Annotated in this window: 32 protein-coding genes; 10 read left to right on the top strand and 22 right to left on the bottom strand. The window is 36.9% G+C overall.

What is annotated here, in order from left to right:
- Window positions 1-24: 24 nt before the first annotated feature.
- Entirely contained in the window at window positions 25-945 is a 921-nt protein-coding gene (locus C9J29_RS11640) for a hypothetical protein (RefSeq protein ID WP_089984555.1), read from the bottom strand.
- A 189-nt stretch (window positions 946-1,134) separates the two neighbouring features.
- Between C9J29_RS11640 and C9J29_RS11635 the strand changes: the two genes are divergently transcribed.
- The 3 genes from C9J29_RS11635 to C9J29_RS11625 all read left to right on the top strand — a co-directional run bounded on the left by C9J29_RS11635 (window position 1,135) and on the right by C9J29_RS11625 (window position 4,362).
- Window positions 1,135-3,333 carry an ATP-binding protein gene (locus C9J29_RS11635; RefSeq protein ID WP_089984557.1) on the top strand — a complete coding sequence of 733 codons (2,199 nt, stop codon included), beginning with the start codon at window positions 1,135-1,137 and terminating at the stop codon, window positions 3,331-3,333.
- The gene (locus tag C9J29_RS11630) at window positions 3,308-3,934 is read left to right on the top strand and encodes a response regulator transcription factor (RefSeq protein ID WP_008174867.1); all 627 of its coding nucleotides are present in this window, start codon (window positions 3,308-3,310) and stop codon (window positions 3,932-3,934) included. Before C9J29_RS11635 ends, C9J29_RS11630 begins: the two co-directional genes overlap by 26 nt.
- 227 nt (window positions 3,935-4,161) lie before the next feature.
- Complete coding sequence (locus C9J29_RS11625; RefSeq protein ID WP_008174868.1) at window positions 4,162-4,362, top strand: cold-shock protein; 201 nt, start codon at window positions 4,162-4,164, stop codon at window positions 4,360-4,362.
- A 63-nt stretch (window positions 4,363-4,425) separates the two neighbouring features.
- Here the strand turns inward: C9J29_RS11625 and C9J29_RS11620 are convergent, their stop codons facing one another.
- From C9J29_RS11620 to C9J29_RS11610, 3 genes are all read right to left on the bottom strand, one after another.
- A complete protein-coding gene (locus C9J29_RS11620) occupies window positions 4,426-4,767 on the bottom strand; it encodes a hypothetical protein (RefSeq protein WP_237068819.1) in 342 nt (113 codons plus the stop codon).
- Window positions 4,768-4,935: 168 nt separating this feature from the next.
- A complete protein-coding gene (ccsB, locus tag C9J29_RS11615; RefSeq protein WP_107922204.1) occupies window positions 4,936-6,105 on the bottom strand; it encodes a c-type cytochrome biogenesis protein CcsB in 1,170 nt (389 codons plus the stop codon).
- A gap of 176 nt (window positions 6,106-6,281) precedes the next feature.
- The gene (locus C9J29_RS11610) at window positions 6,282-6,947 is read right to left on the bottom strand and encodes a CPBP family glutamic-type intramembrane protease (RefSeq protein WP_107922203.1); all 666 of its coding nucleotides are present in this window, start codon (window positions 6,945-6,947) and stop codon (window positions 6,282-6,284) included.
- Window positions 6,948-7,138: 191 nt separating this feature from the next.
- Between C9J29_RS11610 and C9J29_RS11605 the strand changes: the two genes are divergently transcribed.
- Window positions 7,139-7,876, top strand: a complete 738-nt coding sequence (locus tag C9J29_RS11605; protein ID WP_107922202.1) for a class I SAM-dependent methyltransferase — start codon at window positions 7,139-7,141, stop codon at window positions 7,874-7,876.
- A 17-nt stretch (window positions 7,877-7,893) separates the two neighbouring features.
- Here C9J29_RS11605 and C9J29_RS11600 read toward each other — a convergent pair whose 3' ends face one another.
- From C9J29_RS11600 to C9J29_RS11590, 3 genes are read right to left on the bottom strand one after another with little or no spacing between them, the layout of a single operon-like run.
- Window positions 7,894-8,322, bottom strand: a complete 429-nt coding sequence (locus tag C9J29_RS11600) for a GNAT family N-acetyltransferase (protein WP_107922201.1) — start codon at window positions 8,320-8,322, stop codon at window positions 7,894-7,896.
- Window positions 8,319-8,807: a GNAT family N-acetyltransferase gene (locus C9J29_RS11595; RefSeq protein ID WP_107922200.1), complete on the bottom strand. Its 489-nt coding sequence runs from the start codon at window positions 8,805-8,807 to the stop codon at window positions 8,319-8,321. Before C9J29_RS11595 ends, C9J29_RS11600 begins: the two co-directional genes overlap by 4 nt.
- Window positions 8,807-9,391 carry an SMI1/KNR4 family protein gene (locus tag C9J29_RS11590; protein ID WP_237068818.1) on the bottom strand — a complete coding sequence of 195 codons (585 nt, stop codon included), beginning with the start codon at window positions 9,389-9,391 and terminating at the stop codon, window positions 8,807-8,809. Before C9J29_RS11590 ends, C9J29_RS11595 begins: the two co-directional genes overlap by 1 nt.
- 179 nt (window positions 9,392-9,570) lie before the next feature.
- Here C9J29_RS11590 and C9J29_RS11585 point away from each other — a divergent pair, with 179 nt between their 5' ends.
- Window positions 9,571-10,125 (top strand): GNAT family N-acetyltransferase, encoded by a 555-nt coding sequence (locus C9J29_RS11585; protein WP_008174882.1) that lies wholly within the window; start codon window positions 9,571-9,573, stop codon window positions 10,123-10,125.
- 160 nt (window positions 10,126-10,285) lie between these two features.
- On the opposite strand, the gene C9J29_RS11580 is transcribed toward C9J29_RS11585, so the two are convergent.
- On the bottom strand, window positions 10,286-10,843 hold the full coding sequence (locus tag C9J29_RS11580) for a histidine phosphatase family protein (protein ID WP_107922198.1): 558 nt from the start codon (window positions 10,841-10,843) through the stop codon (window positions 10,286-10,288).
- 910 nt (window positions 10,844-11,753) lie between these two features.
- Here C9J29_RS11580 and C9J29_RS11575 point away from each other — a divergent pair.
- The gene (locus C9J29_RS11575) at window positions 11,754-11,924 is read left to right on the top strand and encodes an aspartyl-phosphate phosphatase Spo0E family protein (protein WP_025117185.1); all 171 of its coding nucleotides are present in this window, start codon (window positions 11,754-11,756) and stop codon (window positions 11,922-11,924) included.
- Window positions 11,925-12,084: 160 nt separating this feature from the next.
- The gene (locus C9J29_RS11570; protein ID WP_043989840.1) at window positions 12,085-12,555 is read left to right on the top strand and encodes a hypothetical protein; all 471 of its coding nucleotides are present in this window, start codon (window positions 12,085-12,087) and stop codon (window positions 12,553-12,555) included.
- Window positions 12,556-12,663: 108 nt separating this feature from the next.
- Here the strand turns inward: C9J29_RS11570 and thrS are convergent, their stop codons facing one another.
- The 10 genes from thrS to C9J29_RS11520 all read right to left on the bottom strand — a co-directional run bounded on the left by thrS (window position 12,664) and on the right by C9J29_RS11520 (window position 19,938).
- On the bottom strand, window positions 12,664-14,577 hold the full coding sequence (gene thrS, locus C9J29_RS11565) for a threonine--tRNA ligase (protein WP_090001624.1): 1,914 nt from the start codon (window positions 14,575-14,577) through the stop codon (window positions 12,664-12,666).
- A 600-nt stretch (window positions 14,578-15,177) separates the two neighbouring features.
- Window positions 15,178-15,534, bottom strand: coding sequence for a lipoprotein (locus C9J29_RS11560; RefSeq protein ID WP_008174895.1), 357 nt, complete (start codon window positions 15,532-15,534; stop codon window positions 15,178-15,180).
- 12 nt (window positions 15,535-15,546) lie between these two features.
- Window positions 15,547-16,137 (bottom strand): hypothetical protein, encoded by a 591-nt coding sequence (locus C9J29_RS11555; protein ID WP_089984576.1) that lies wholly within the window; start codon window positions 16,135-16,137, stop codon window positions 15,547-15,549.
- A gap of 133 nt (window positions 16,138-16,270) precedes the next feature.
- Complete coding sequence (locus C9J29_RS11550; RefSeq protein ID WP_008174898.1) at window positions 16,271-16,780, bottom strand: hypothetical protein; 510 nt, start codon at window positions 16,778-16,780, stop codon at window positions 16,271-16,273.
- A gap of 134 nt (window positions 16,781-16,914) precedes the next feature.
- A complete protein-coding gene (locus tag C9J29_RS11545) occupies window positions 16,915-17,379 on the bottom strand; it encodes a hypothetical protein (RefSeq protein ID WP_043989841.1) in 465 nt (154 codons plus the stop codon).
- 51 nt (window positions 17,380-17,430) lie between these two features.
- Window positions 17,431-17,913: a GNAT family N-acetyltransferase gene (locus C9J29_RS11540; RefSeq protein WP_008174901.1), complete on the bottom strand. Its 483-nt coding sequence runs from the start codon at window positions 17,911-17,913 to the stop codon at window positions 17,431-17,433.
- Window positions 17,914-17,927: 14 nt separating this feature from the next.
- The gene (locus C9J29_RS11535; protein ID WP_008174903.1) at window positions 17,928-18,275 is read right to left on the bottom strand and encodes a DUF3147 family protein; all 348 of its coding nucleotides are present in this window, start codon (window positions 18,273-18,275) and stop codon (window positions 17,928-17,930) included.
- Window positions 18,275-18,673: a MarR family winged helix-turn-helix transcriptional regulator gene (locus C9J29_RS11530; protein ID WP_089984578.1), complete on the bottom strand. Its 399-nt coding sequence runs from the start codon at window positions 18,671-18,673 to the stop codon at window positions 18,275-18,277. The genes C9J29_RS11535 and C9J29_RS11530 overlap by 1 nt, the downstream gene beginning before the upstream one ends.
- A gap of 446 nt (window positions 18,674-19,119) precedes the next feature.
- Window positions 19,120-19,290, bottom strand: a complete 171-nt coding sequence (locus C9J29_RS24335; protein ID WP_164908679.1) for a hypothetical protein — start codon at window positions 19,288-19,290, stop codon at window positions 19,120-19,122.
- A complete protein-coding gene (locus C9J29_RS11520) occupies window positions 19,291-19,938 on the bottom strand; it encodes a class I SAM-dependent methyltransferase (protein ID WP_043989843.1) in 648 nt (215 codons plus the stop codon).
- Window positions 19,939-20,323: 385 nt separating this feature from the next.
- On the opposite strand from C9J29_RS11520, the gene C9J29_RS11515 reads away from it, so the two are divergent.
- Together C9J29_RS11515 and C9J29_RS11510 are read left to right on the top strand one after the other, a co-directional pair.
- Window positions 20,324-20,611 carry a hypothetical protein gene (locus C9J29_RS11515; RefSeq protein ID WP_089984584.1) on the top strand — a complete coding sequence of 96 codons (288 nt, stop codon included), beginning with the start codon at window positions 20,324-20,326 and terminating at the stop codon, window positions 20,609-20,611.
- A gap of 576 nt (window positions 20,612-21,187) precedes the next feature.
- Window positions 21,188-21,841: a FusB/FusC family EF-G-binding protein gene (locus C9J29_RS11510; protein ID WP_089984587.1), complete on the top strand. Its 654-nt coding sequence runs from the start codon at window positions 21,188-21,190 to the stop codon at window positions 21,839-21,841.
- A 389-nt stretch (window positions 21,842-22,230) separates the two neighbouring features.
- Here the strand turns inward: C9J29_RS11510 and C9J29_RS11505 are convergent, their stop codons facing one another.
- From C9J29_RS11505 to C9J29_RS11495, 3 genes are all read right to left on the bottom strand, one after another.
- Window positions 22,231-22,440, bottom strand: coding sequence for a hypothetical protein (locus C9J29_RS11505; protein WP_025117169.1), 210 nt, complete (start codon window positions 22,438-22,440; stop codon window positions 22,231-22,233).
- A gap of 215 nt (window positions 22,441-22,655) precedes the next feature.
- The gene (locus C9J29_RS11500; RefSeq protein ID WP_008174921.1) at window positions 22,656-22,874 is read right to left on the bottom strand and encodes a hypothetical protein; all 219 of its coding nucleotides are present in this window, start codon (window positions 22,872-22,874) and stop codon (window positions 22,656-22,658) included.
- Window positions 22,875-22,894: 20 nt separating this feature from the next.
- A complete protein-coding gene (locus C9J29_RS11495; RefSeq protein WP_237068817.1) occupies window positions 22,895-23,749 on the bottom strand; it encodes a leucine-rich repeat domain-containing protein in 855 nt (284 codons plus the stop codon).
- Window positions 23,750-23,857: 108 nt separating this feature from the next.
- Between C9J29_RS11495 and C9J29_RS11490 the strand changes: the two genes are divergently transcribed.
- Window positions 23,858-24,202: a hypothetical protein gene (locus C9J29_RS11490; RefSeq protein WP_089984596.1), complete on the top strand. Its 345-nt coding sequence runs from the start codon at window positions 23,858-23,860 to the stop codon at window positions 24,200-24,202.
- Window positions 24,203-24,267: 65 nt separating this feature from the next.
- On the opposite strand, the gene C9J29_RS11485 is transcribed toward C9J29_RS11490, so the two are convergent.
- Window positions 24,268-25,281 (bottom strand): S66 family peptidase, encoded by a 1,014-nt coding sequence (locus C9J29_RS11485; RefSeq protein ID WP_107922197.1) that lies wholly within the window; start codon window positions 25,279-25,281, stop codon window positions 24,268-24,270.
- Window positions 25,282-25,804: the final 523 nt, after the last annotated feature.

Genomic DNA, 25,804 nt, shown 5'->3' with positions numbered 1-25,804 from the left:
TTTTCGTATGAAGAAATTATTTCATTAGAAGCCAGAATGGGAGGAAGTGTTCTTCAGCTCTCTTGAAATTTCACTCTCTGTTGTGACAAAGAAGGTAGGAAGCAAGATGATATTTAATAAAACAGGTCCAACAATAACTAATAAATCGATGCCAGGACTAAAATAAAGACCGAATGCCGTAATCAAGCCCGAAAGTACAAGGAATACAATTTGTGCAACAATAATCATGATTGGCAATGATTGGTACATATAATTTAGTTTACGGAACTGATGTAAATTGGCTGGATTGTTGATGACTTTCCTTTTTAATCGTCTCGATAAAATAAAACAAGCTAGCAATTGGACTACCATAAAACTAAAATAGATGACCGCGTAAAGGATAAATGGACGTTTCTGAATCGTACCATCAAAATGACCTACTCTTTGGTTCAATAAATCATTCACGGCTCCTTCATAAACATATTGACGTTCACTTAAAAAAGTAAAAGGCTCCATAAAACCGAGCGCTGTCCAATCCTTCGTGTTCACCGTCCAATTCGATAACTTACTCGCTAAAATTTTCAATTGAATCGGATCTTGCTCTCCAAACATCCCTACCAAAATACTATAGGGAATGGCAACTTTTAGCTGCCCATCTTGCTTTTCTTGGAATAAATCCTGAATGTAAAAAGTATAGGAAACATCCGATTTATTCGTATCGTAGCGAGCTTCTTCAATTTCCCAATGACTGGCTAAAGATGCTTGTATGCCATTTCTCATCTCCGTATAGGGTATATCTTTATGTAATCTCTTTGGAATTTTATAAACAAAATGGTTATCGCTACCGATTAGACAAATTTCAACCTCGACTTTATCTTCATGAACCATTTTAGCCTTCGTGGTCAATGGGATCATAATCAAAGCGATTAAGAAAAAAAGAATTAGTGTTAAAACGCCTTTTTTCACGTCACCGTCCCCCTTTTCGTCATAATTATTAAACTTACACTATCATAGCCATGTCCGAAAAAACTATTTCGTCATTCCGAAAACGCAATAGTGGTTTTCCGAAAGCCTCTATTTCGGTATTCCAAATTTATCAATAATTAGCGATAATATATAGGAGTTTATTATCATCTAGCAAACAGAGGTTTCAAAATGAAAAAATGGACATATTGTATTTTTCTTACCTATTTAATGCTCGGCATTTACGTATTAGCGATTGCCATAAAAACACCGTTTATTAGTCTCACCCTTGATACAACAAATGGGCAAGCAGCTATTATGGATAGCTACTACACTTCATGGGCTCATCAAAAAAATATCGAACGGGGTGATATTGTACTAGCTATTGATGGGCAGCCAGCTTTGGAAAATCGCTCTGTGCGATTGTTCTCACTGATTAGAAGTGCTAAACAATTAACTATCCAAAAGACTGATGGGACTATTCAAACAATTGATGTGAAGCATATTGATATGCCAGAAGAATTATATTTGCAAATTCTATTCCCGATCTTTTATTTTCTTTTAGCTTTCGGTGTGGCCATTTATTTATGGCAACGCAATAAAGATAACCCTCCGACATTTTTATTGACTTTATTTTTGTTAACCTGTTCGTTGGCCTATATTAGTACAGGGGCATCGGCAAGGGGCAATCTTATTGGCCAGATTGTGATTGGCCTATGTATTATTTTATGCATGGTGCTATTCATTCATTTTTTACAGCACTTTTTCCGTTACCTTCAAATCAAATGGGCTTATATTGACAGCAAATGGCTTTATTTTTCATCATTGGTCATCCCAGGTTGTTACTTTCTGGAAGGTTTTATACCTTCATTCCGAGAGATTACTCCTCTCCTAAACTTAGGTATATTCGCAATCCTTGTGCTGTACGCTATTTATATTTTATTAACAAGTTATTTGCGCACAAAATTAGCTAAAATTCGGTTGATTGCCATAGCCTTTATCATTCCATTTTTGCCATTCCTGATCTTTTTCGTGACACCTGAAATTTTAGGTAATAAGCCGTTATTACATGCTGATATCGCCGCGTTATTTTTATTATTTATTCCTTTTTCATTTCTGTTCATCCAAGTGAATGAACGATTATTTGATATTGAATACCAATTATCACGATTACGTTATTATTCGACACTGGCGTTTTTCAGTGCCCTTCTACTGACAACAGGTATTGCCCTTTTGTTTATGGGTCAATTATCTGTAGTCCATGTTACAAGTATTTTTTTACTAGTTTTCATGGTGATGATGGCTAGTTTTTATATTAAGGAACGTATTGATTTTAAGTATCGAAAAATTATTTTTTCTTCTACTGGAAATTATGTACATAATTTATATGCCGCCGTGCAACGTATGGGCAAGGCTAAAAATCAACAAGAATTACTGGAACGCTTTAAGTTTGAAATTACTGAAAAATTAGGCACGACAGCCTTTCTTATAAGAACGGTCACAGAGGATACACCAGCTCCCATGCTCGGAAGCTACTACACAAAATTGCTGCTGCATGATGCAGGTGACGAAAAAATAATGTTAGAAATAAAGCATACGCTACAAAAGGAAGAATTATTATGGCTAGAGCTACTCGCACTTTATGTTTCAATGTCTATTAATAATTTACAGCAAATTGAAGATTTAGTACTCGAAGTTCAACATATGAAAAACACCAGTGATACACCGCTTCCTTGGCTTGATAAACTATTATGGAATATTATTGAGAAGGAAAAGAGTATTTTAGCTCAGGAACTACATGATACGATTTTGCAGGAGCAGCTACATTTAGCAAGAGAACTCGATGTCCTTGCTGGCACTCCTATTATTCAAAGGGACACCATTTTGGATATTCGTGAACAGCTCCTGAATGCCACAAAGGATCTACGAGAGTATTGTGAGAATTTAAGTCCACCATTACTCGATACTTTCGGCTTACAAATAGCCCTAAAAAAATTAATACAAAAGGTAAAAATACGGGCTGACTTTTTAGTAAGCTCTCAAATTGAACGAGTGGAATTTCAGGATGCCACGCTCCATCTAGTCGTCTATCGCCTAGTTCAGGAGCTATTAAATAATGCGATTAAACACGCTAATGCTACAGAAGTTTCACTAACTCTACGAGCGATACCTCAAGGCTTTATTCTACAATATGAAGATAATGGGGTAGGCTGTGATATTGAGGATTTAATTCAGTCCTCAGCTTCCATGGGCATTAATGGAATTCGTGAGCGTGTCCGTGCCTTTAACGGGGACATCACCATCCAATCTAGACACAATGAAGGTATGCATATTTTTATTCAAATACAAGAGGACGGGGATTCATATGATGAACATACTTATTATAGATGACCATCCTGTCGTTTTAGATGGTACAAAAACATTGTTACAGGATTTAGTCAATGTCCAGATTGAAACAGAGCAGGATAGTGCAGCAGTTTTACTAAGAATGGATACGGAAGCCTTTCAGTTATTTCTCATTGATATTAATATGAAACCGATCAACGGTATCCAACTAGCAGAAATGATCAAGAAAAAACAACCAGAGGCCCTCATTATTCTCTATACAGGCTACGAGCTTGCCGATTATTATGAGCTATTAATTGAGAAAAAGATTGATGGCTTATTATCAAAACTAGCTACAAAAGAGCAAGTCATCCAAACGATTCAAGCAGCTCTACGTGGCGAAATATTACTGGCAGCAGACTTCTTAGATTTTGTCCAGCAACGATCCAATTTGCCGAATACCCAGCAGGAAGTATTACTCAGCGATAAAGAACAGGAAATTTTACAGCTCGTAGCTCAAGGCTGTACAAATAAAGCCATTGCGTCTGCTATCGGTGTGACCCAAAGAACCGTAGAGAATTATTTATCGAAACTATTCGTTAAATTAAACGTTGAATCTCGTGCAGAGGCAGTAATTGTAGCAAAGGAAAAAGCATGGATTAACTAATGCTAGAAGAACATTTCATTACTAATAGATTACAATTGTAAATTTTTTCTTACTAAAAACGGAATTTACTGGATATACAAACAATTCTGTACTATAATAAAGCTAATAATTACATTACTTCATTGCTACGATTAAAAACTTGTATTCAAAGGTAATACAGCTTTTGAATCCGCTTTTTATATGTATTGAAGAAATTGATTGTTGAATTTTTTTGGGAGGGTGTTTACATGACACAAGGGACAGTAAAATGGTTTAACGCAGAAAAAGGTTTTGGCTTCATTGCAGTTGAAGGTGGCAATGATGTATTCGTACATTTCTCAGCTATCCAAACAGATGGCTTCAAAACTTTAGAAGAGGGCCAAAAAGTTGAATTCGGCGTAGAAGAAGGCAACCGCGGACCTCAAGCAACGAATGTAGTGAAAATATAATATTCACCAAACATAGACGAGCAAATGAAAAAAGAGACATCCACTTTGAAGATGTCTCTTTTTTTATGTCCTCGCAGCAAGACTTATGATGGCAATATACAACGGATATCCCCAAAGCATGACCAACAGAATAAGCCCTTGCACAGGTACTGGCATATCTCCTCGATCGGAAATGGGAAACAGGTAGGTAAAAACCATCGTGAAAATCACAGTATACGGTAACCATAGAATCATTGTTGCATAAATCCAAAGACGATGCCCAAGCCACATAACGGCGAGCTTATATATAAATATCGTCGCTACGCTAAGGCCTACTAATTGAACAATAAGCAAGAAAAGATCCAAATTGTCAGCTGTCCAGCCTGTAAGTCGTAGTAATCGATAATAATTGAGTTGTAATGTCATACATATAAAGAAAATCCAACCGTACAGCAGACTAACAATATTCAATTTTAGAAAAAAGGACATGGTCATCGAGTTTTTCCTTTCATTATATGGCTTCGCTTGAATAAGTTGAAGGCGTCCTTTCTATCTAAATGCGTTGCTTCTTCGGCATCAAATGGCAAATGGTCCCTACGCATAAGAATGCAAGCCTGCAATCACTAGATTAACAAACACCTGATTAAACACGATGATACCGAAGCCAATGATGGCAAGCCAGGCTGTTTTCTCCCCTTCCCAGCCTTTGGATAAGCGGAAATGGAGAAAGGCTGCATAGAATAAAAAAGTAATTAGCGCCCAAACCTCTTTAGGGTCCCATCCCCAATACCGGCTCCAAGCTATTTGTGCCCAAATCATGGCAAATAACAGCCCACCTAATGCAAATAGTGGGAAGCCAATGACAACTGCTCGATAGGAGATTTCATCCATTAATTGTGGCTGAACCCGACTTGTCCATGGCTTTAATGTAGCACTCACCGATTTTCTTGTAGCCAGACGAATGGCAACATATAAGACCGTACCAATCATAAATGCCCAGACAATCGAATTTAACTTTTTAGCATCTATTTTATTTGTTATTTCGATTAAACCAGCGGAATCACCATTTTCTGTGACTGCTCCTTTATTCACGATTAAGGGTTTCATGGAATAGACTGCTTTTTCTGATTGACCTTGAACATTCTCGAATTGTACTTGTAGGTCATCCGCTGTTAGGCTGAAAAAAGTCGAAATGCCGATAAATCCAATTACGACAACTAAGCAATACAAGACAAATTCTAACGAATATGTATGGATGGATCTTTTGGAAACATCCAATGTGCTTAATAAAAATATTAATCCAGTGGCAAAGGATACCGATAGAATCGCACTGGAAAAAGCGACGGTCATCACATGTATCGTTAACCAGTGACTCTGCAAGGAAGGTACGAGTGGTGACACTTCTTTCGCAAAAACGCTTCCATAGCCAAGAATGATTAATGACACAGGAATTGTAAATAAGCCCACAACAAGCTGCTTGTATAAAAAATGGATGATGAGATAACTCCCTGTGAGCATGATGCCAAAGAACGTCATAAATTCATACATATTGCTGACGGGTGCATGCTCTACAGCTACCCATCTCACCACGAAATAAACGAGTTGCAGGACAAAGGCTGCATAAGTAAGAAGTATACCTAGCTTGCCAAACATCTTCCCTTTCGATTTGACGGCAAGCCCTAATGGCACAATCGCAATCAGTAGTAGAATGAAGGCAATAAATAAGGAATTGCTACTAAAGGATAATAAGGTTTCTTGATTCAACTAAATCCCTCCAACGTCTTTTAATACGGAATTTGCTTCCAAATAATAAGAACGCTACAGATGACAAGAAGTGCCATATTTTCCTTTTAATTTTTTAATTTTTAAAAATTGTTACATTTTTATGGCAATAAAGGAAGAGGAACAAGATAATCGTAAGACATTTGACGATCTCTTGGTTATCTGGAGAAACGGTCATACTCTGAATAACCCCTAAGTAAAAGACATTCATCATTCCATGAAATAGCAACAGGCACAATGGATTGACCTACTTCTCGAATGATTGAAAGCACGATGGATAACACAAAAAGGAGCAACAAATACGCAGGTATTCCAACAGCTGGCATCATATAGGGCTTATATAGTACAACTATAGGTAGATGCCATAAAGACCGCCCTACTCCAGTAAGGGTAGCGGTCGACCAAAAGCTATAGCGTTGCCGCAAATATACATGAAAGTTGCCTCGCCAGACGACTACTTCTAGTAAAGCCAAGCCTGTACTAATGGTGAGCCCTATTAGTAATAACATACTCAGTTGAGATGGGGTGATGATGAGAAAAGATGGATGATGCGTCAAGTAAAAATAACTATGTACTAGGAGACCTAACAAAAAAGGGATGAAAATACTGGCTAGGAGCCATGACCATTTAGGCTTTGTGAAGGAAAAAGTTGATAGGATGGGTAGCTTGGTGAAAATCTTTTGAACAATAATCACTGATAGTAGTGGGATGATCATGGTAACAAAAAATGCTCTTCCATGCTCTAGGAAAGTCAGAAAATAATGGGTCAAAACTGTGAGGCTATATATACAAAACATCGTCCTGAGTAGAACATAATTTTTCATTAGTTTCCTCCTCAAAAAACAAACCATATATTTGTTAATATATGGAATTTAATCGTTATTAAATGATGGCATGCCTCTATCTACATCTTACAAAAAATCGGATTATAAGTCTATTTCTTTTTCGTCTCGCATGGGAAAATAAGAGTGCGCACAAATGACATAACGTTATGTTTCACAAGCTGGAGGTTATAATGAAACAAAATATTTATGACAACCCTGAATTTTTCCATCAATACAAGGCATTACGGCAAAGACCATCTAATTATAATCGCTTATTAGAGCAGCCTACCATGAAATCATTACTGCCCTCTTTAACGAATTTAGAAATGCTCGATATTGGCTGTGGCATGGGTGACTTCGCCCAATACTGTATCCAACACCACGCCAAGCATGTGACTGCTTTGGACGTTTCAAGTAATATGCTGTCCATCGCTCAGTCAGAAAATGCACATCCACAAATTGATTATCAGCTTCAAGCAATTGAGGATTATGAAGCATCCGCCAATCGTTTTGATTGTATAACAAGCTCACTTTCGCTTCATTATGTTAAAAATTTTGAGGCAGTCATTAGACAAATTGCCCAAATGCTACGTCCAGACGGCGTTTTTATTTTCTCCGTGGAGCATCCGATTGCTACTGCTCGCCGAACGAAGGAGGGTAATTGGATTTACGATGAACAAGGTAAACGGCTACACTATGCAATGGATAATTACCAAGAAGAAGGCATAAGACAGCAAACATGGCTGGTAGACGGAGTGGTCAAATATCATCGCACTATTGCTACAATCATCAATACATTAATCGACCATGGCTTATCGATCGACAAAATGGTTGAACCTCAGCCAAGCGAGGAAGCTATTCAACGGCTTCCTTCTATTGAAAAGGAACTTCGCCGACCATCCTTTTTATTTGTAAAAGCAAAAAAATAAAGGCAAGCCTCACCCTACTACAGTGGTGAGGCTATTTTTACATAAATAATTTCTGGGTCACCGTCATCCAGATTATTAATAACCCCGCTTTTAACAAACCCTAAGGCTTGAAATACATGTTGCATACTTGTGTTAGATTGATTCGTGGAGGAAAAAACCTTTAACGTTTTGCTTGTTTTTACATATGCATTTATTAAGGCAGAGGCGATTCCCTTTCTTCGAGCTGATGGCTTAACAATGACTAAGGAAATAAAGTCATAGCCAAAAAAGTCCTCAGTAGAAATTAAGAATCCTGTAATATCATCAGCAAAATGGTGAAGCAGACAACGTTCCTCCTCGATGGCTTGCTGAATTTCATCACTTCTGGATGCGTTTCCAATCACCTCTTGATCGATTGCACATAGTGTCTGCAAATGCTCCAACCCTGCCACTTTTATATTGCTCAAATTTCCACATCCTTTATATAATAACTCATTACCTTTAGTTCTTCGCCAAAGCCTGTCGCCTGTTTCCCCTCATCTACAAACCCACATTTTATATAGAGTGCCTGTGCTGATACATTTGGGATATTTACGCCTAGTACTAGCTCATTCATCAATGGAAAATGCTGACGAACAAAGTCTGGTAACAATCGGAGAGCTGCCTTTGCATAGCCTTTGCCCTGCTCATGATAATCGGTCGAAAATGAGCGAATTAGTAACGCCCGTTCATTCGAGGAATAAGGCTTCACCCCTTCTTTTTCATGTAACACAAAAAAGGTTACTAGCTTGTCTCCATCGAAAGCTAAAACAGCATGTCTACTGTCATCCTCCTTAGCAAGTTCAATGCTATCCTTTGGCGACTTTGTATAACGAAGCTGCTCCTCTGTAATAGTATATTGATCTACTAACGATTGTGCCTTGTCCTCATAAAACTTCAATGTCAGAGCCATCAAAACTCCTCCTCGTAGAGAGCTGTAAACTCATATTCCCCCTCAACAAGCTGTTGTAAATATTCATCAAATGAAGAGGCGATGACCTCAAAGCTATCGGGATCATGGACATATCGAACCACTTGCCCCATTTTTCCGCCTTCAGCTGGCGAAAAATCAAGATACAAACTGGATGTTCCTCCATTATTCATGCAATCTGCAAAGCATAATCGTTCGTTTAACGGTACATGCATATTTATCCTTTTATCTATGTCCACATACTCTAAAAAGTCCTGATAACGCTCAAAAATCGTTTCACGCTGATTTTGAGCATCTGCTAGTATTTGCTCAACTGCCTTTAAATAATACGGATAATCCCCCAAATCGGAACCTAGTACAAGCACACTAATGTTTTCTTGTCCATGCTTACAATGGTAAGTACCGTTGACATCCTGTAGTAGTTCAATGAAGGATTGCGGACTTTGTGGAAATATTTCTAGTAAGCTTTCAATTTGTGCATCTGTGGCACCATTTGCTTTCTGTAATTGTTGTTGCTCCTCTTGCGGTAAATATTGTAGTAAATTCTTAAAATAGGCTGTATGCACGGCTATTCCTTCCTCTCTTAAAAAATATTCCCCTAAATTGGTAGACATGGTACAATTTAAGCACTCAAACTAAAGGAGTTGTGCCTATGAGTGCGAAAATGGCAGTAGACGTTAAAGCTTCGCTATCAATCTAGGGGTTGTAACGATACTTGCAGCCCTTATTAAAGGGAGAATCATAGATGGATCATTATTTAAAAACATTTTTAACGGGTCAATCCATTACTTTACAGCAAATGGCCCCCGCTGACTTAGAATCATTCGTAGCCATTGAAAGTGAGACAAAAACTTTACTACTAGCTAATGATGAAATTCCCTTCCCCCAAACGATGGAGGACCATTCCGCGTTCTTTCACTCTATCAGTGGAAAAAAAGATGAATTCTTCTTTGGTATTTATGAAAAAGCGACTCACCAACTGATTGGTTCCTGTGGTGTTTTTGCTGTTAACTGGCAAAATAGCACTTGCTCTGTGGGCATTTCAATTGGACAGCAATGGCAAGGAAAAGGCTATGGCACGGATGCTATGAAAACACTAATTGAATTCATTTTCCAATACATGGCCATTCAAAAAATCAAACTGCAAGTATTCAGCTTTAATCCTGCAGCTATTCGCTCCTATGAAAAATGCGGCTTCACGAAGGAAGGGCATTTACGAAATGAAATATTCCGCTTCGGCACCTTCCATGACCTCATAGTATTTGGCTTATTACGTTCTGAATGGAACCAAGTCAAATAGTAAATGTCCCCAGGGGAGATACATAAATCGTGTCTTCTTTGGGGTTCTTTCTTTACATCAACTCGACTGGGTTTTAACGAATCCATTCACGTAGCTATCCAACTGCCTCAATCATCGTCCTTTACATGGACCCTCCCATAAGACCATCACTAGCTGTCTATCAGCCCTTTTGCCATACTCGCTCCACTTCTAATAAAGTCAGCTCACGGAAAGATAATCGGTAGATATCAGGCATAGACAGCGTTTGCCAAAATACATAATCATACTGTGAATCAAAGGATTGCATCATCAGCACCATTATATTGCCATGTGTATCAATAACAATGCTGTCATGGGGGTGAGAAAGAATGATAGTTTGTAAGCTCTGTACAGCCCGTGCCATTGCCTGCTGATTGGACTCTCCACCAGCCCATGCAAAACTAGGCTCTTCCCAAACTCGTTGTAGTGCTTCCTGAAAATTTTCTATCGCTCCATTGGCAAGCTGTCGTTCCTTTAGTGCATCCACAATTTGAATTGGTACATCATGATACCTAGCAATACCCTGTACTGTTTGAATGGCTCTTTTATAAGGACTCGAATAGATTGCATCGATGCGTTGATCGTTAAATAAAGATGTCACTCGTTCTACATCCCTAATTCCTTTTAATGATAGTGGACGATGATATTCATCCTCGGAATAATCGGCATGTGCATGTCTCACAAAATATAATTCTGTCATTCTTGTCTCCTCCACTCATCATTCGCTGAATCAAGGTAAATGAAATTACCATGCAAAAATCGCCTGCTATCCACAGTAATTTCCAAATAAACATGCATATCAGAATTGCGCGTTTTATTAAAGCTATTCGTCATTACATCAAACAAGCCAATTCACTTCAAGTTGTTGCTCAAACAATTCTTTTATTGCGTATTCGTGATTACTATATGTAATGGCCTATAATGCATCCAGCGAGACAGCATTTACTCAATTATTTTCAACGTAGTAATAATATTAATTTAAGAAAAGCTGATACGTTTCATATTTTAGTAAAGGTATTCCAACGGATGGTTCCCATGTGAGAGCTCCTCCACTTCACATGCTGCTCGTTTATTTGGAAAAGTAGCGACAACAAAGTTACTCTTTCACACCCCTTCTATTATTCCATTAATTTCAAAAATTCTCAATAATTCTCCACACTCAATGAAATGTCCCCATTTCTAAACAACATTAAAGCTTATTTGATAAAATGTGACAAGATACGAATAACGCCATAAATTGTTGGAAAATTCAATATCAAACAACAACTTTTTTCATAGTATAAATGGTTTAAGGCCACTCTTTTTCTCACTTAATTTTTTCTAAATTGAAACACGAAAACAACCCTAACAGCTCAACAGTTAGGGTTAATATACTTAATTTTTATGAAATAAATGGATATTATAATAAATCCTTTTAACTAAACAGTGAAAAATGTTTGTTTTTCGCATAACAGGATGAAGGTCCCTATCTGTGACTAAATTACGAATTTGAGTTACGATACACAATATGACATTTTTTTTAATATAAGTGATATACAATGAAAAAGTTGAATCGAGGTCATAAGAAATTAATTTTATGAATAAGGATAAAAAATTAGGAGGAAAATATCTTGGTAAACTTATTGCTTAAACAATTCTTGAAGGCGGAAATTGAGATCAAACGTAGAATTATGTATAAAAAAGCAAAGGATCTTGGTTTCACTCATCCGGCTGTAGTAGATTACAGTCAAGAATTGGACGTCCTACTAAATAGATATTTAAAACAAGCACAAGCTTCCTAATCATAACGAGGCATATAATAGAAGAAAGTATAGATATGGGTAAAGCCAGACCTGAATTCTGGCTGGTTTTATCTTTGCATTCGGCTAGCCAACCTCTACATGTATAGATCCCAAAAAAGTAGGCGATGTTTTTGATAAGAAGACATCTGGAGGTTGAATAATGCATGTATTCATCTTAACTTTTATGGTTGTTTCCAAAATATTATTGCCACCCCAACATTCAGTAGACCATACGGCACCCACACTTTGCACACCAACTGAAATAAATACACTATATCAATATCCAAACAACCAATTTCAATCGTTTCGTGATGAGGACGAATTTTATCAGCAGCTTAATCGTACAATTTACGAGGAATATCCCCATGCGTCATGGAATATTCGGCAAAAAATGGCCTTTAGAGATATAGCAGAGGCGACAGAAAATTTTTATTTACAAACCAATAGTAAACAAGAAATAATAGACCTCTCTCAACATACTTTTGTTCATCCCAATCGACAAGTTTATTTTTTAGCATCTTTTCAGCACAATACCGATGAGACCTATCGAAAATTTCTAGTCATCGACGCTGAAACACAAACAGTATTACTTGGTCAATCCCAATTCCAAGAGAGGACCAAGGACCTTTAATTCATTGTATGCATCGCAACTAGATTCTAGTAGTCATTTCAAAAAAATAGAAATTTTTTTTAAAAAAGCTTGCCTTGAATAGTAGATCTATTCAAAGCAAGCTTTCTTTTATAAGCTCTTTAGTTTGATGGCTTCTGTCATTTCCTCTATTAATTGTGATATGGAATATTCAACAGTGGCTTGTTGTCCATGTCTACGGACAGACACATTTTGATGGGCAGTCTCTCGATCCCCGATAACAAGGATATACGGTATTTTATGCAATTGTGCCTCCCGAATCTTTTTACCGAGCTTTTCCTGACGATCGTCAAGTTGCACCCGAATTTGTTCATGTTGTAGGGCTTTTACTACTTGCTTAGCATAGTCTTGATGTGCATCCGCCACTGCAATGACTTGCACTTGTTGCGGTGCAAGCCAAATCGGGAACGCCCCTCCAAAATGCTCAATGAGAATACCTAGGAAACGATCAATGGAACCAAACACCGCACGATGGATGACAACAGGTCGAACTTTTTCATTGTGTTCATTAATGTATGTTAAATCGAATTTCTCAGGTAGCTGGAAATCGAGTTGTACTGTGGCACACTGATGACTTCGTTGGATGGCATCTTTAATATGAATGTCGATTTTCGGCCCGTAAAAAGCCCCATCCCCCTCATTAATCGTATAGTCGATGCCTAAATTTGTCAGCACATTTTCAAGCGCCTCTTCTGCCTGATCCCATAACGACAATTCTCCCATATAGTCATCTGGACGTGTCGATAGTTCTACCGAATATTGGAAACCAAATACATTGTACACCTCATCTATTATTTTTAGAGCCAATGCAATTTCATTTTCAATTTGCTGCGGTGTTGCAAAAATATGTGCATCATCCTGACAAAATGACCTAACGCGTAACAATCCATTCAGCGCACCGCTAAATTCATGGCGATGCACTTGCCCGAATTCTGCCATTCGTATTGGTAAATCTCTGTAAGAATGTAGGCTATTTTTGAAGATGAGCATATGTCCTGGACAGTTCATTGGCTTTAAGGCAAAGCTTTGATCATCCACCTGTGTAAAGTACATATTGTCTTTATAGTGATCCCAATGACCTGACTGTTCCCATAAACGCTGATTCATCATTAGAGGTGTCCGTACTTCTCGATAGTCATATTTTGCTTGTAAATTTCGCAAATAGGATTCCAGCTCATTCCGTAAAATTTGACCATTTGCTAAATAAAAGGGCATTCCCGGCGCTTCCTCTGAAAACATAAACAACGAAAGTTCCTTGCCTAGTTTACGGTGATTTCGCTTTTCTGCTTCGTCTAAAAACACGAAGTATTGTTGAAGTTCTTCTTTTGTTGCAAAGGCAACCCCATAAATACGTTGTAGCATTTGATTGTCGCTATCGCCTCGCCAATACGCACCTGATACATGCATTAATTGGAAGTGTTGTAATTTCCCCGTAGACGGAACATGGGAACCTCGACATAAATCATAAAATTCACCCTGCTCATAAATCGTCACGGTTTCATCAGCGGGAATAGACTCCAACAGTTCCAGCTTTAACGCATCATGAGCAAAAAGCTCCTTAGCTTCATTCCTCGAAACCTCTCGTCGCTTGATTTGTACATTTTCCCGCACAATTTGTTTCATTGTTTTTTCAATTTGTTGTAAATCACTTAGTGTCAGTGTATCCGCAATGTCTATATCATAATAAAAGCCGTTTTCAATCACGGGTCCTACCCCAAACTGTGCATGGGGGTATAGACGTTTGACAGCCTGTGCTAATAAATGGGCCGTTGAATGACGAATAACTTCAATTCCTTCCTTAGAGCTAGCATCATACAATGTAATTTGAGCATCTTCCATAATCGGGCGCGTCAAATCAACGATGGTTCCATTGACACTCCCCGCTACTGCCTTTTTGCGAAGCTCAGGACGAATCGCTTGGGCAATTTCGGTTAGTGTCACGCCTTTTGTAAATGCTTGCTGTTGACCATCTGGAAATTGAATGTGAATAACTTGATTTGACATGTTCTCGACTCCTTTAATTTTTATCAATTTTGCTATGGTGTGTCATAGAAGTCCTAATTGTGACTACAATTTGAAAAACTATGGACCTGCCAAAGACTTGATCCTCATTCAGCTTTTAGAATGGGGACCAAAAAAAAAAACACATATCCGCCCCTACATAGGGACGAGTATGTGTTCATTACCCGTGGTTCCACCCAAATTCCCACTAGTAAATAGACTAGTGGCTCATTGATTTTGCCGTAACGTTGCAAAAGACGGTGCAAGTTTCCAAGCACAGCTCCAAGGTAGTAAGAAGGGATCACAACATTAGGAAGCTTGCAGCGAAGGCCTCCCTCTCTGAAAATGGTTGATCGAATCTCTTGTCCTTATCATGGCTCATTTCATTTTTGCATGAAATTGTTAATTACTATAACGAATTCTGTTTTTTTTGTCAAACCTTGAAATAAAAAAATCGTCCGTTTCAATGACCACGGTTGTTCTGGTCAAAATTCGTAACGCTTACATTTATTTCAACTTACATACATAACGCGTCATACACGATATCCCTATAACATATGAAACAATGAGCCCAAAAGTTCTGTATCGAATTATTATTATCCATTAATGATTCTTTATTTCTAAAGACTCATTTTCAGATAGCCATTGCATATGAATAATTGGCTTAGCATTCCGTTTAAAAAACTTCTCACTTTCTTTTTTCGTAAATGAATAATACCCCTCTTTATTTAACTGCACATCCATTATATTTTGGGATTCCTTTTCCCCTTCAATGGTGATTTGTAAGGGCCCTAAATCATCCTTCTCATCAAGATAATATAAGCGTAATCCTTGATCAGAATTACTATGGTAGATCGCTTTCCAATGCTCACTCTTAGCGATATAATGCACTTCCTGCTCAGGACTCTGACAGGCTGTTAACAGAAGTAGTAAAACAATTGGCACTATCCATTTCTTCATATTTTATTCCCCCTAACAATGCATGGTGACAGTCAATCCTGTTGGTTTTTCTTCAAACACATCTTTGTATTCTGTAAAAATAAAGCTGAGTCCTTGTATGTCATCTGGTAATGGTGGCGTCACTACATATCTATTACTTTCATATCCATCTGAACCACATGCTCCTGTATGGCGGCATTCATACTTCTGGTCTATAAATAACCCTAAATAATGGCGATTTAATCTTTGATGAATATCTTGATAGGAATCTTTCTCATAATCCCAGTCAATCAAAAGGTGTACAACACTTGCATTTTCGTATTGGCGAACATAAGAAATCGTATAGATTCGATCTCCCACTCCCTGCGATTGTAATACCGCAATATATTGACGAAATCCGACTGGCTCGACACGTGATTGATAGTATTTTTCTGATTTAATCACACTGAAAATCATGGTTAAAAATTTGTCATCGAAACCATATTTTTGCGCCCATTCCTTCATCATTTCATCTGTTGGGCTATCTTTTGTATGAGCAGAGAGCTCTTTCCGTTGAAATAAGAGTGCACATATTTGCTCATCTATTGCCAATCGTTTTTGGTGTATGCTTGGCTTTTCGTTCATCTACATCCTCCTCCATCCTACAAGTCCCTCTTCTTTCTATACGTTATTCCCCTCATTTAGTTCCATAATCAGCCTAATTTTACTTTTTAGCACTAATAAAAAAAGCTACCCTATTTGGATAGCTTTTTTCGAGTTAATTGATAACAACTTCATTATGCCAGCTAGTGGAATCTGATAATTGATATGTAATCATATTGGCTGTGACGGCAAGGATGACACCTGCTCTAGATGATCTATGGGAAATATCGGGATTTTCCAATACAAGAACAGCGTACCCTTCACCTCGCCCTTGATCATCGATTGCATTGGGTGCATGAATCTCAAAGGTTGAGTAGGACTGATTTTTTGTTGCATAAAGTAATCGCTCCTCACGATACACACCATTTTCCTTTAGATTATAGCTAACAGGCATCCACCCATCAGACCATTCAACACTGCCAAGGATTTGACGTTTCCTACTAGCAAGTTTGCCGATAGAATACGTAAAATATATTTTCATTATCGCTTGATCTAATTCATTTTTTCCTTCTGAGGTGGCTGTTACTTCAAGCATAATTTCATTCTTCGATAACTTTTTCATTAACACTAAAGCCACAGTGATAACACAGATAAATAGTACTATACCCATTATGATAATTGCCATTAGGTCCCTCCTAGTATCACGATTGCTATTACTATAATATTACCATGATTTAGGAGGAATTAGTGCTTTTCAGCAAACAATCTTAAGAAATGACACAGGCATAAATGATAAGACAAAATTAGCGTATCGTCTGTCTATTGACCTTGTTGAAGTTCCGCAGTTAGGGTAAAAGGTATGCGTAAATATTCATATTGAATCTTCACCTTTTTGATGTCGGCTGCTTTGACTTGAACCGCGTAATGCTGTGGCTGCTTGCCAATTGCTTGTTGATCTATGTATGAACGAGGTAAAACTTTAACTTGCGTTAATTTATGAAATGACATATTGGTATTTCCCTCTAGTTTTGTTTCGACCTCAAATGGTTCAGACTTACTAATGACAAGCTCAGCACTGTCAGGAAGTTTTTCATTAACAAGTAGTTGCGTAAGCTTAATTTCACGTAATCCTTTGTTTTCAATCGCAATGATCTTGACCGCTTCATTGCCCTGCTTACTTGTGTAACTTTGAATGACAAGCGGTGGATTACTCTTAAGATAAATCATAAATGCGGCGCCCACCACAAGCACACTTAGTAATAAGGCAAATACTATTTTTTTCATATGTTCCCTCTCTTTCCACTTTCTCAGTATAACAAAAAACAACCTGACTTTTTAGAAGTCAAGCTGTTTTTGTAGTCGTAATTCATCTCGTATCGCAATGCCATCATTGCCGATAAATGGGATGGAAGGCTTATAGGCTCTTGCCTTTTCCACCGCATTAGGCAAGATTTCGATGAAGTAATATCCCCTTTTTTGATAAAACTTTAGGGCATGTAAATTATCATTCGTTGTAATAAGAGTAATGCTTGTACAACCGTTATCAAAAGCTATTTGTTCTACTGCTTGTACAAGCGCTGAACCGATACCTTTGCCTTCTTGAAGACTATCGAGAGAAATGATTTCACAGTCTTGCTTACGAATAATGTAAGTAACAAGCCCTATCATCTCTTGACGGTCATTGACAAAAGCGAAGCCCTCTAATTGACTACAGTCATAAACGCCACTTGAAATGACCATTTCTGTAGTTCCCCAATGCTCCTTAAAAAAATGAAGCACATTTTGTTGTGGTAATTGTTGAATTTCAATGATTGTCATGTCTGAACTCCTCGTTACATGGATAGATGAAAAACACCAGCAATGGCCTTTTGAATGCCTAAGAAAACTGCCCAGGAAAGAATACCTAGACCAATAGCAAAGACAATATGAATAGAGGATTTCATCGCCATGTAAATAACAAACAGCATGCACATGGTTGCCGGTAAACCTACAATGACACCAACTGTAAAGCGTTGAATATGCTCGCTCGATTCACTTTGCACCGTCAGCCAAATGATACTTAAAATACTCACTAAAGGTAATGCCGCAATAATTCCGCCATAGGAAGGAAATCTTCGTGCCACTTCTGTGACGACACCAATAATTGCTGCCGAGCTAAGAATTTTAAACAATGTATACATTATTTCGCCACCTCACTTAGACGTCGGAATGCCTGTAGGATGGTCTGTTGTTCCTGTTCTGTTAGCTTATTAAGTGCATGCTTGAGCTTCTCTTCATCTAATTCTGAGTTTTTCTTCAGTATTTGTAAGCCCTCTACTGTCAAATGAAGAATAACCTTACGTTGATCGTCACTCGCACGTTCTTTTGTCACCCAGGCATGTCGCTCTAGTTTTTTCACATGCTCTGACGCTGTATTAGGAGAAATATTTAATAACCCTGCAATATCGCGTACTGTTACCTCTTCTTCCTTTTGAATCATCTGTAAAATCCGCACACTTTGGTGAGAAATCACATCTTCATGTGTTGTATGTAGATGATAAAATATCGTAGTAAAATACTCATTTATATTTGTAATCATGTTGGTACCCCTTTTATATATCGTTGAATACGATTATATCGTAAATTACGATACATTTAAAGTACTCCCCATAAAGTTTATATTTTCAGATAGTTTACTAAAGCAAAATGGCAATTGTTACGGCCCTGCCGATTTTGACATTGATTAACATGGGCATGCAAATGAAAAATATGAAAGCATCTACCTTTCATACAGTCCTACAAAACACCGTGCTCGGAGCGATCGGCATGCTGTTATTCTGTACTGGTCTTCCTCTTAACGAACTGGTTTAAGCCTGGTACTTCGGTAATGAGTGCGCTAGCTGTTTATGCTTTCTGGCAAATATATTTTATCGATGTTCGCCTAACAAGCAAAAGGAGCTATCTTTTGACAGCTCCTTCGCATTATTTACATTAGCCCTATCTGTCATAGACTAACTTTTGATGATTCTCACATAAATACCCTTCTTATTTTTTTAAATTGCATGGGTATTTATTTCTTTTACATTGACGATATACCAAACAGCCAGCTCCTGCTTGATGAATTCCGTTTAATCGTTGAACAGGCGATGACTGAATAAGTTCCTCTAGCACACCATCTATTTCGAATTCTCCATATAAAACGTCTTGATTGAGCATTTATCTATCTACCTCAGTACAATTCGATATTACAAAAACACCACCACAATGCGAGATTGGGTAAAATTGTAGCTGACAACGATCCTGCAGGCTAATTTTTAGCTCCTCATGGACAAAATAAAACTCATCATCATCCCAATAGCCTTTGCTAGCCTGACGGCATTGTTCTAGCTGCCCTCTTGTTTGAAAGGCAACATCGCCTATTAAAATTTTACCATCGGGTGTTAGTTGCTGTAATAATTGTTTGATATACGTAACCTTCTGCTCATCAGTAAAATGATGTAGGGCATACGTACTAACAATCGCATTATATTGATTGTTCATCAGTGTTGTAGGTAGACCATTCGATAAATCCCATTCGAGTAAGTTAGCCTGTGGCATTTTTGCCTGTGCAATAGCCATCATCTTCGAAGAAAAATCAAAACCATCGATCTTGTGCCCATGCTCATAAAGTTTAGCTGTTAAAACACCTGTCCCAAAGCCAATATCTAATACAGTCGATGCCGGAACTTGCATGACCTCATTAAAAATTTTATTTAAAATGTCTTTATAGCCCGCAAATGGGTATTGCTGATTTTCTTCACTAAGTTGAACGGTTTGGTCATAGCCATCCGCCCAGAGATCAAAACCTTGTTGATTTAATAGCATAGTGCCTCCTAAATTGAATAAATTCTCCAAGCATTGTTTCGTTGACTATTCATTTTCTGTGTCATCACAATTCCTCCTTTATGAACCAATTCATTCAATTATAGCAATCTTTTATCTATCGAACAATTCAGAAAATACATAGGGCAATAAGCAAATATTATACTTTTGTTGAATTTCTCTAAGCTCTTGTTCAGCTGTAGATACTTCTTCCTGTGCTACTAGCTCATGCACATTAACACTCTGTCCGAATGCATACTGAAAATGAAGCTACTGCTACTAATAGTGGTTTTCTCGTAATGTAAACCATTAACAATTTACAAAATATTACATTTTTTCTTTTTTATGATACAATAATTATATTGGGTAGTTAAAAAGGAGGTGGCTAATGCAAGTTACAAATAAAAAGGGGTTATTATGGATTAGCATTATCATGACTTTATTGTCCGTTTTCTTTGTATCTTATGGAACTAACAAATTTGGAGCCCCTTTTCAATTTATAAGTTACATCGGTGAGAATGAGTTATCATCTACATTTTCTTTATTTACCAAAAATGGTATTACATCAATTCAATTTAATATACTTTATTTTTTTATAGATGTTACACTTATTTACTTTCTTCTTTTTTATGTTAGAAAAATAATTGGTTTATTAAAAATAAGCAAACAATCCTAATTTTTCTCTTAAGAAGCTTTGAATTTCAATACCAATGGGCTGTTATATAGATTTATGAGTATAATAAAATTCACATTAATAAACAATTGTACTTTGATGTGAAAACTAAAACATTCTCATTCAGTCTTCCAAAAAATAAAAAATCGCGCATTATCTTCGTGCCTGAATTATTTAAGGTATATTCGATCTCAACTATATAAATTTACATGGTCTTAGACATAACTTCGCTCCATATGCCATCGTTAATGAAGTATGTTTCAAAGGCAATTGGGTCATATGCATGTTTAAATACTTATCACCGCTTCACCGGTCATTTGACTATTGAAAATCAAGCGTAACATTTGATAAAATTAAAAAATCAAGATAATTCACTTTTTAGACTAAAAATAAAAAACTTATATAAATCAACAATCCTTAAGGGAGGGATCGAAATGTCCGCATTCACTTGTAATGCATGCTCTAGAACGGCTTCTGAGGTCAAAGAGGTCTAAATTAAGTTATATCCATAACAGAAATTGAATGATCTCTTAGGCCAAATGCTTTTAAAATTAGCCTATAAAACAGGAGAGATTTCAAATGGAAAAACAAACTATTCAGCCGTTCTTAACGGTCGCAAACTATCACTTACTGGAACAGCAATTAAGTAAAATTTTACATGCCCTTACCACAACGCAGGACAAAAGTGTCATTCTTGCAGTACGTGGGCTTGTCGAAACGGAAATTACTACCAAATTAGAGTTATCCACTGAGGAAACACAACTTGTTGAACAGCTTTTCACCGTCACAGATCGTGCGCAGGGCGATGCCTTGTTAGAGCAGTTAAAGCCTTATGTCATACCGTTTAAGCCAGTAACAGCTAGCACCCTCAAATCATTGTTTAAAAAGGAGAAAAAGCTGAAGCTACCTAATTTAGATGAACTTGATTTTCAACAAATTTGTTACCTAGCATGGGATGATGTTGGGACACATCGAAAATACGTTGTCCTCGAACAAGACGACAAACTCCAGGGGATTAAAGGGGTATTTTCCAACAATACTGTTCGCGGTATTTGCGCCATCTGCAATCGTCATTCAGATGTTGGCTTATTTACGACTTCCATTAAAGGGCAAGTCGTTGGTACATTTACTAACCATAGTAATTATATTTGTGCAGATAGCCAAACATGTAATGAGCATGTATCAGATATGAATAGAACGCGCGACTTTTTCCAACGAATAACCCAAAAATAAATGAAATAAGGGCAGAAATGTTGTGTAGGCAACATTTCTGCCTTTTTAATGGTAATGGCTAGCGCAATTTGACTTTTGTAGTGGCATAGCTTGAGTGAAAAATGACACTATCCCCTTCTCTCCATCCCAGATGTTCAACACCCAAAACAGATAAATGGTCTTGCTGAAGATTTCTTTCATGAGTAATAATAGTTACTGTATATTTGATTACCTTTTTGATGACACTATTCCCCTCCCACTGTTTGGAAAAACTTCAGAAATAATTTCAGACACAAAAAATCACCTCCTCTATAAAGGAACTATAGGAGGAAGGTGATTTCAAATCAAACTCATATAAAATTATTAATACTTTAGGTCACATAAAGCTTTATTAAATATCCACACTTCGTTTAACGTGACTCTTTTGGTGGCTGGCATACATCACATTTTCGTTGATGTTTATTTTTAAATTTAGTAAATGTTTTTTCAAAGTTACTACCACATGCACATTTAAATAGTAACTTTTGAGAAAACCCGTGATATTCCGTTGATAGCAACTTACTTTCCGAATTGTTCTCAACAAATTCTTTAATTTTACCAATCGTCCAACGTTTATTCATTTTCTTACACCTCCATACTTTCTCGTTCTGCGGAGGCTTTTCTTGGCATCCGTTCAAGGTCTTAATTAACTTAAGCTCCTCATTATAACATGAGCTAGCATACAAAAAAATAGATGGAAGCTATCTTATTCAATGTTCGTATCCGTCAATGTGTTCTTTTTTGGACTAGCTAAAATGATTTAAGTTAGATGGAGTGATGGAAGATACTAAAAGAATTAACGGATTCGAGCCTTACGGAATCCATCAAATATATTGATGGCTACAGATAAAATAAATATGATGATTCCCCCGCTAACTACCCATATTTCAAATTGCTTCGTTGTTGTGGTAAATAATTTACTCATGTGAGTTATAAACTCTTGGTTCATTACATTCGGATTACTTATTATCACAATAAAGACAACGGTTGTTAAAAGTTCAAGAGCAGCATTCACGGAAATTGAACTACCCCCTTCTACAAATAAACGATACAGCCTCTTGCCTCTAATTCATCTAACCAGCTCGGGATTTTTAATTCATGATTCCACCTTAAATCTAGTCGATCTAAGCTTTCCATTGCCAATAATGATTCCGGTAATTCCTTTAAATCATTACTTCGTAGATCTAATTCTAGTAGATTTTTCAAATGACCCATCGATGCTGGCAATGTTTTCAATTTATTTTGTCTGAGATTTAACCGCCTTAATTTTATACATGTATGTAATGAATCAGGTACTTCCTGTAATTGATTGTCTTCTAACTCTAAAACCCGTAATAATGCTAGTTCTCCGATTTTTTCAGGCAGACTAGTCATGCTATTTTTTTTCAAATGTAATTCTCTTAAATTCGTTAATCTACACAAACTTTCTGGTAACTCCGTTAATCGATTATTCATTATTCGCAGTTCTACCAGTTTATTTAAATTCCCTATTTCCTCTGGTAGTCCACTCAACAAATTATCACTTAAGTTTAAATATCTTACTTTTGTAAGCTGGCCGATTTCGGGAGGAATCGATTGCAATTGATTATGATGAAAATACAAATAGTCCTCCATATTCACTAAATGACCAATTTCAGGAGGAATGAGGTCAATATGATTATGCCCTGCATCTAACATTCTCAGATTCTTTAAGTTCGTGATTTCTGCTGGCAAATTGTTAATTTTATTGACTGAAATATTCAGTATTTCTATACTCGTCATTTGAAAGATTTCTGTAGGTATTTCCCTCAAATCGTTATCAAATAGATTCAAATCCTTTATTCCCTTTATTTGGGATACATTAAAATCAGGTAAAGTTTTTAAATTCATCTGTGCTAAGTTAATTTTCATGTTCATCTTCTCCATAATTTAATTTTGAAGCTAATGTAAAGAGAGTTTTGGACGATAATAGGATATGTATGGTAAAAACTAAAAAAATTAGGAAGGTGGAAACTTTTTATGATAACATCGAGAAACTCATCAACTATGCAATATTTAATGACTCGTCGATCTTATAAACAAGGTCTCACACAACAAAAACAAAACAACCAAAACAGTAACGACATTAACCGTACTTCTAAAGAGAAACAACAGAGAATCGATAATGTGAATAAAATTATTGAAAGCAGCAAAACCTCTAAACTCACAACTAAACAAATTGACACACTTAAAAATGCGGCTAAGGATGGTTTGTTGGGCTCTAATAGTAATAAATTAGGACCATTAGCGCAACATAATCTCCAAAATATTTTATCAAAATCTAAGTACTTCACCACACAAAAAGCTTATCGAAATTCCATCTAATCGCATAACCATACAAATACCCACCCTCTAAATCTTTTAGAGGGTGTTTTTACATTGGGAAATACTTATATAAAGTGTTGCACAATAGTCCCTTTACTGTTATATGATTCTAATTCTGCATATGCTCCGTTTATAAAAGTGATTTGTGGTGGCACATGCCCACAATCAATGTCATAGATAATAGGAATTTGTAGCTCCTCAGAAAGTTCTTGATATACATCTTCAATTGTATAGTTTCCAACGGATGTATTCGCAGCACTTCTACCAAATAGAATACCTGAACAATTATTAAACCATCCAGCTAATTTCATTTGTACAAGGGATCTGCGTAGATCAGTCGTGGATAATTCGCAGTTTTCCAAGTACCATATAATAGATTCTCCTTGAATATGCGTTTCTTGAAAGCTTTGAACATCACCGAATTTCGTTCCAATCAAATGTCTGATAGTATCTATACATCCACCAAGTAAACGCCCTTGAATTTTCACCCTCTCCACTGATGTAGATTGCCATTTCGTTTTTTCCGTAAAATTAAAAACATAAGGCGAGGGGCTATCGAACTGCCATTCTTTTTGATAGTGGTCTGACGAATGCTGTACGATGGACTCGCCCTTTTTTAAGGATAAAACTGATTGCCACATGGCGGTTGTATCATCAGAATACTCTCCTCTTAAATCTACTAAGTTCGTTCCATGTGCAGTAGCGATACCCGTTGTTAATGTAATTGCCAACAATAATAGACTAACATCTGAGTACCCTAATACCCATTTTGGCTGAATATTGGAGAAATCAATATATTCAAGTATTTCAATAAGGAGCTCTCCACCCCATGGAGGAATAATAATATCGATATCATCATTAGCCATCATGTGATGAAACTCTTCGGCACGCTTAATAGCAGAGGCAGATTTTGCCTTATCCTGAGTCCAAGCAGTTTCTCCACAAATGACTCTAAACCCCTTATTTTCCATACGAATACATGCTGTTTTCAATAAATCATGAAGTTCAACGGGTACACCAGAGGAAGGTGCTGTAACTCCAATGGTCATGTCATCTTTTAAAAATGGATAGTTGATCAAATGAATCACCCCTTAATTTTTTATCATTTTAACACAAATTGTATCCTGTTTTTAAAACATAATTCATATCTTTAGAGCCGTGAGCTGACCTTTTACCGTATAATTACATGTCCACCTACTACCACTCTTGGGTTATGTTTATTTATTAAGCCGACTGGCATCCATCAAACTTCGCATTTGTAAAAGCAGCCATTATATAATAGATCACGTTTATTTCCGCTTTTTTAAATGTTCTCTATATGCTAGCAATCATTTCACTACCAAATGACGCTCCCTGTACAGCCTTATTTCCTCGGTAATCCGTTCATCCGCTGTTATTTCATATGCTGCCATGATTTATATTTCCCTAATCAATTGGGTTACTCGCCTAGGAAATAAGAAAAAAAATTTCCCGGGTAAGCGCAGGAACTGACATTATCGATTCATATTACAGCACTAAGCGACTGATTTCAGCAATCTTCTATTTGCATGAAATAAATAGGACCTTTATGGACGAAAAATTCTTATTAAATTTTTCAAAAGA

Origin of the sequence: Lysinibacillus fusiformis (assembly GCF_003049525.1) — a bacterium.
Classification (GTDB): Bacteria; Bacillota; Bacilli; order Bacillales_A; family Planococcaceae; genus Lysinibacillus; species Lysinibacillus fusiformis.
The sequence above is the reverse complement of the archived record's forward strand: the minus strand, read 5'-3'. Positions and strand labels throughout refer to the sequence as shown.